This window comes from Chitinimonas violaceus, from assembly GCF_052601015.1.
Genome location: NZ_JBQXDJ010000113.1, coordinates 1 through 6,999, shown reverse-complemented (window position 1 = coordinate 6,999; position 6,999 = coordinate 1). Strand labels below are relative to the sequence as shown.

3 protein-coding genes are annotated in these 6,999 nt (G+C 64.0%); all 3 read left to right on the top strand.

Annotation, left to right across the window (positions count from 1 at the left end; translation table 11 throughout):
- Positions 1-2,661, top strand: a 2,661-nt coding sequence (locus ACUHMQ_RS19745) for a prealbumin-like fold domain-containing protein (protein ID WP_445297175.1), incomplete at its 5' end; no start/stop codon positions are given.
- Between the two features lie 7 nt (positions 2,662-2,668).
- Positions 2,669-6,022, top strand: a complete 3,354-nt coding sequence (locus ACUHMQ_RS19740; RefSeq protein ID WP_445297174.1) for an Ig-like domain-containing protein — start codon at positions 2,669-2,671, stop codon at positions 6,020-6,022.
- Positions 6,023-6,090: 68 nt separating this feature from the next.
- Positions 6,091-6,999, top strand: a 909-nt coding sequence (locus ACUHMQ_RS19735) for an OmpA family protein (protein WP_445297173.1), incomplete at its 3' end; no start/stop codon positions are given.

The following is a 6,999-nucleotide window of genomic DNA, read 5'->3' as shown; positions in this document are numbered from 1 at the left end:
GGCGGGGTCGGGCCCTTCGGCTTTACCGGCACCAATGGGGTCACCAATCAGACCCTGACCACGGTCACACCAGGCACCGGTGTACAAGGGCCGGTCCAGTCGGTGACCACGGTTGGCAGCGTGACCACCATCACCGAAACTGTGCCGCCAGGCTATACCTTGACCGGCATCAGCTGTACCGGACTGGGTGCCGGCGGCACCGCCACGCCGAATCTGGCCACCGGTACCGTCACGCTGAATGCTGCAGCAACCACCGGTGCCGTGGTCTGTACCTTCACCAACGTACAGGCCGGTCCACCGACACTGCGGGTTGCCAAGACCGGTCCGGCCAGCTTCACCGCCAACAATCCGGGTACCTATAACATCACGCTGAGCAATATCGGCGGCAGCGCAACCACCGGACTGGTGGCCTTTACCGATACCTTGCCCACCGGCCTGACCTTTACCGCCCAGACTGCCGGCGCACCGCTGACCTGTAGTGCCGCAGCCCAGATTGTGACTTGCAGCGGCACGCCGAATCTGGCTGCCGGCGCCAATCTGGTGGTCAGCTACACGGTGGCGGTATCCCCGACGACCACGGGTGCATTGACCAATAGCGTCATGCTCACCAGCACCGGCGGCGACCCGCGTTCCGCCAGTTGCGATAACCCCATCCCGGCAGTCGGGGCGAACAATGCGTCGAGCGACGGGCTGTGCGCCAAGACGACCGGTGCGGTGCCTGGCGGCAACCCAAGCGTTTCCAAGACCCTGGGCCTGGTGAATGGCGCCGCAGTACCGGCAGGCTATCTGGCCCGGCCCGGGGATGTGCTGACCTACAATGTCGATATCCGCGAAACCACCAGTGTGGGTCCTGCCACCACAACCCTGACCGAAACCACTCCGGCTGGCACGACCTATACCGGCAGTGGTGAAGGCTGGAGTCCAGGCTGTGCCGCAGGCGGTACCACCTGTACTCAGACGTTGACGGTCACGGCAGGTTCTTCCCAGGCCAAGACCTTCACGGTTACGGTGAACAACCCGATCCCTGCCGGGGTGACCCAGCTGGTCAACGCGGTGACCTCCAGCAGCGGTACCTGCGCCAGCTGTACGGTCACCACCCCGATCTCGACCCCACGGCTCACCGTCCTCAAGCGGGCCGGTACGCCGAACTTCCTCGGCGGCCGGATATTCGATGTGCCTTACCGTCTGGTGGTAGGCAACACCGGCACGATCACGGCAGCGAATGTGCAGGTCAACGATAACCTGACCTCGACCTTCCGTGCGGGCCTGCCCGCCAATGGCGGCGGTGGCGTCAGCCTGCTGCCCGGCAGCTTCGCGGTCAGCAATGGCCCCAATACGACGGTCTGCCAGGGCAACAGCCAGTACAACGGCCTGACCGACAGTTCCCTGCTCACCGGCGGCTTTGATCTGCAACCGGGCGAATCGTGTGTGATGAGCTTCGTGGTGCATGTCAACTTTGGCGCCAACCCGGTTCCGACCGATGCGTTGCTCAACACCGGCCTGGCCAGCTCGACCAATCCGGGCAGCGGCGTCAACCGGACCGGCTTCACCTTCACGGCCGATGGTCAACCGCAGAACCCACCGACCGGTATGGTGACGCAGTCGTCCTCGATCGACGTGGCCCCGGTCTCCGGCCTGCCGGCAGGGCAGGTCCCACCGCCGCCGTTGTTGAATCCGACCCCGACCGGTCAGCCGAGCCCGACCCCGGTCAGCCTGGTCGGCAAACCACTCGGTGTGTTGATCATGAAGCAGGCCTCGGTCAACCAGGCAGAGATCGGCGACACCGTGCGTTACACGATCACGGTAAGGAACCAGGACACCGTACCGCTGCTGAACGCGGTGCTCGACGATATCTTGCCAGCCGGCTTCAGCTACCTCGATGGCACCGCCTGGCTGACCGTCAAGGGCGGCGCCTCGCAAGCACTGGCTGATCCGGCAGGTAAGCCGGGTGCAAAGCTGACGTTCACCGTCGGCACCCTGGCGCAACAGGCTGAATTGACCCTGACCTACCGGGTACGCGTCGGCATCCTGTCCATGCGGGGTGACGGGATCAACCGGGTGACGGCCTGCTCGGGTGACCGCCAGCGCTGCTCGAACGAAGCCCGCGCCAAGGTCAAGGTCACGACCGGTGTCTTCACCAGCGATGCCTGCCTGCTGGGCAAGGTGTTCGTCGACTGTAACAACAACCACATCCAGGATCAGGAGGAGCTCGGCATTCCAGGTGTCCGGCTGTATCTGGAGGACGGCACCTTCTTCATCACCGACGTCGAGGGCAAGTACAGCTACTGCGGCCTGTCACCGAAGTCGCATGTGCTGAAGGTGGATGGTCGGACTCTGCCCTTGAAGAGCTACCTGACCACCACCTCGAACCGGAACCTGGGGGATGCAAACAGCCTGTGGCTGGACGTGAAGAATGGCGAACTGATGCGAGGGGACTTCGCGGAAGGGTCGTGCTCGAACACGGTGCTGGAGCAGGTGAAGGCCCGGCGTAGCCAGGGCGAAGCGCGCAGCGTGGAAACGGAACGCAAGGGAGGACCGGGGCTGATGTTCCGCAGCAAAGCGCCGGACTACCCGCGAGAGGGAACCGACAGCGCCAACCAGACGATCGTGAAGCCAAGAAGCACACCGTTGGGCCAGAAGGGGGAAGCCGATGCGCGCTAAGAGAGAGATGGCTCGCCAAGGCGGCGAAGCCCGGTGCAAGCTGGGGGCAATACGGCACAGCGCCGTGGCGATGGGACTGGGACTGCCTCAACTGGCCTGGATGTGTCTGATGGGCTCTGCCCAATCGGCGGACGTCATCCGCAGCCTGGAGACCCAGGGACGGCCCGACACCTCGGAATGGTTGAACAAGCAGGAAGGCGCGGCGGACTACCGGTCGAACAAGGGGGTGGGCGAGCTGATCGTCACCACCGACCGCGACGGCGTCCCGGCGGATGGGCAATCGGCCGTCACGGTTACCGTGAAGCTGAAGGACCTGAAGGGCGCCCCAATGAGTGGGAAGCAGTATCTGACGGTGGAAACCGACGGCGGCCGCATCCTGCTGCCCGACGCCAAGACCGACGAGCTGGGCCCGCAGGGCAAGGACCTGGACCGTGTCACGCCCGGCGTACAGGTTGAGGTCAAGGATGGCATCGCCACCTTCCAGCTGCTCGCTCCCTCGACCGCTCAGGACGTGAAGCTGCGGGTCACCGCCGGCTACGCCAGCGCACAAGGGGTGATCCGCTTCATACCGGAATTGCGCGAGATGATCGCCGCGGGTCTGATCGAAGGGGTGATCAGCCGGCGGCGCTTCTCGAGCAACGCCATCCAGCCCACCCGCTTCAACGACACCTTCGAGCGTGAGCTGACCACCTGGGGCAGGCAGTACAGCAACGGCAAGGCCAACGCCAATGCCCGCTCGGCCTTCTTCCTCAAAGGGGTGATCTCAGGCCAGACCCTGCTGACCGCCGCATTCGACTCCGACAAGGAAACCCGCTCACGCATGATGCGGGACATCCAGCCGCAATCGTTCTACCCGGTGTATGGCGACAGCTCGACCCAGGGCTTCGACGCGCGCTCGTCTGACCGGTTGTATGTCCGCGTCGACAACAACAAGAACTACGCCCTGTACGGTGACTTCACCACCGAGGATGGCTACGAGACCATCGGCGATACCGGCCTGCAACAACGCAAGCTCGGCCTGTACAACCGTACCGCCACCGGCCTGCGTGGTCATCTGGACCAGGGCTGGATACGCGGCAGCGCCTTCGCCACGCGCGACCGGCTCAAACAGGTGGTCGAGGAGTACCCGGGCAACGGCACCTCCGGCCCTTACGCTGTCCGTAACAACGGCGCAGTGGAGAATACCGAGAAGGTCGAACTGGTGGTACGGGATAAGAACCAGCTTGGCATCATCAAACGGGTGACCCCGCTGACCCGATTCGTCGACTATGCGTTCGAACCGTTTGACGGCCGCATCCTGCTCAAACAACCAATCGCCGCGCTGACGCCCGATGGTGATCCACAATCCCTGCGCATCACCTACGAGGTCGACCAGGGCGGTGAAGACTTCTGGGTCGCCGGTGGTCACTGGCAGGTGAACCCCTGGGACAGGCTCTGGGTTGGCGGCTCGTTCGTCGATGACAAGAACCCTCTGTCACCGTATCGCCTGGGCAGCGCCAACCTCAGCTATCAGCTGGGCACCCATACCGGCTTCGTGGCGGAATTCGCCCGCACGATCTCGACGACCTACTCGGTGGGCAACAATGTGTACACCACCCCGAGCGGGCAGTCCGGCGAATCGAAACGCGAACGTGATGGCGATGCCGTCCGGGTGGAGCTGGCGCACCGTAGCGAACAGGTACAGGCCAAGGCCTACTACAACCGCAGCGAGGTCGGCTTCAACAACACCACGGCCGGCATCAGCGGCGGGCAGGGTGAAGCGGGCCTGAAGGGCGCAGTCAAGGTCACCGACAACATCAAGGTCTACGGCGAAGCAATCCGCAGCGAACAACGGGCTACCGATGCCAACCGTGAAGGCCAGCAGATCGGCGTCGCCGTCCAGGCCACCGACTGGCTGAACCTCGACCTCTCGGTCCAGCACGCCGAAGAAACCATCGGCATGCCAAGCACCGCCCTGATCGCCAGCAACACCGCCCCGCTGGGAGCCGGCAATACCAGCACGGGCGGCTTCTTCGGCAACGGTGAGAACAACACCTTCCTGGACCCGGTCACCGGTCAGGTCACCCGTACCTTCGCCCCGGTGAACAGCACAACCGGCGCTGCCACGACCCAGGCGCTGGACGCCACCACGGTACGGCTTGGCGCCGGCGTGAAGGTGACGGACCGCTTCTCGCTGAGCGGCGATGTGGAACGCGGTGTCGATGGTGTTGATCAGCACCGCTATGGCGCTGGCGCCAAATACCTGCTGACCGAACGCAGCAAGCTGTACGGCCGCTACGAAGGCCAGACCGGACTTGCCTCCGCCTACTCACTGGGCGCCGCGGACAAGAGCAACAGCTTCATCGCCGGGGTGGACAGCAGCTATATGCCGGGCGGCAACGTCTTCAGCGAATACCGGCTGCGCGATGCCGAATCGGTGCAGATGGCCGACATCCGCGACCAGCAGCTGGCCTCCGGTGTCCGTAACGTCTGGAACCTGAGTCAGGGCGTCGCGGCCAACACCAATGTCGAGTACCTGCAGATCCTCAAAGGGGTGCAACAGGAAGCCGCTGCCGTCTCCACCGGTCTGGACTACGCCGTTAGCCCGCTGTGGAAGGCTTCTGCCAAACTCGAATGGCGGCGCGTGTTCGACAACAAGCAGGTGATTGGCGACCAGAGCCAGAACCAATGGCTGAACACCTTGGCCTTCGCCCGCAAGCTCAATCGTGACTGGACCCTGCTGGCACGCAACTACCTGCTGTGGACCCTCAACAACGACAACGCCACGGGCACTGCCAAAATGGGCAACGCCAAACAGGACCGCGCCCAGGTCGGCTTTGCCTGGCGGCCGGTCGACAACAACCGGGTGAACGGCCTCGCGCGCTACGAATACAAGATGGTGAAGGACGACTCGCAGCCACAGGCCAACAATGGGGCAGGGGGCGACCACTACAACGCCCACATCGTCTCGGGCCATATGGACTACCACCCGAGCCGACCGTGGTGGTTCACCGGACGGCTGGCGGGCAAGCAGACCACCGACGACACCCTGAACGCCAGTCAGAAGACTTACCGCGCCTGGCTGGGCAGCCTCCGCGGGGTATACGACCTGACCGAGAACTGGGACATCGGCCTGATGGCTGGACTGCTGGGCAGCCCGCAAGGCGAAAGCCGGCAATACAGCTACGGGATGGAACTGGGCTACCTGCTGGCCCAGAACCTGTGGCTGTCGGCAGGGTACAACTGGACCGGCTTCCGCGATCGGGACCTGAGCGGACCGGAACAGACGGCCAAGGGGGTGTATTTACGGCTGCGGTTCAAGTTTGACGAGACCTTGTTCAAGGGCAAGGACCCGGACGTGAACGTGAGTTTAGATCGCTAGGGCAACGGGACCGGAAGCAACGGGACCGGAAAGGGTCGCGGGCCGGGCAAATCAAGACAGAGGTAGCCATGAAACAGACAAAGAAGCAGATAGCGCAAAGCGTGTTGCTGATGGGCGTGATCGGGATGAGCGCCGCCGGCTGGGGCGCGACCCTGACCCCGGCCTCGGACCGGATCAGCGACCAGGCGGTCGCTGCCGACCAGAACGGCTACGCCGCCACCCAGGGGCGGATCAAGGCGCTGAATGACGGCAAAAGGGGTGCCTCGGTCCCGGTGGCGGACTACTACCTGTCGAAAGCGCAATGCTGGCTGGATGTCTCGTTCCACGAATACACGCGCAACGACCGGTCCCCGTTTGTACAGGAAGCGCTGACGGAATCGGTGAAGATCATCAGCGCCTTGGAAACCAACACCACCCCCAACCCGGGTGACCAGACCCCGCTGGTGAACGGCGCCGCCAAACTGCGGCCGGACCTGTGGCAGCGGCTGGGTCAGCTGAAACAACACGCCGGCTTCCGCTGCGCTGCGCAGCGGGTTGCCTGCGGCGAAGTGGAACTGGTGCATGCCGGGAATGAATACAACCAGCAAGGCTGGCGGCATGCCAAGCCGTATATCCAGATTGCGGAAGACATGCTGAGCCAGGGTAGCAGCAGCGCGGAACGCTGCGGCGCGCCACAGGTACAAGCCCCGCTGCCGGTCCCGCCGATGGAGCCGATGCAGACCACGACAGAGAACATCCGATTGGATGCGGGCGCGCTGTTCCGTTTCGATGGATCGGACCGCAGCGACATGCTGCCGGAAGGGAAGGCGAAGCTGGACGAGCTGGCGCGCAAGCTGAGCCAGGGCTATGCGCGGATAGAGCGGATGACGATCACGGGCTACACGGACCGGTTGGGGAGTGAGCATTACAACCAGGCGCTGTCGGAACGGCGTGCGCACACGGTGGCGAACTACCTGAAGGAGAAGGGGGTGAGTGGA

Excerpts from the sequence above, each read along its gene's own strand:
- ACUHMQ_RS19740 (WP_445297174.1), top strand. The coding sequence starts at position 2,669 with ATGGCTCGCCAAGGCGGCGAAGCCCGGTGCAAGCTGGGGGCAATACGG.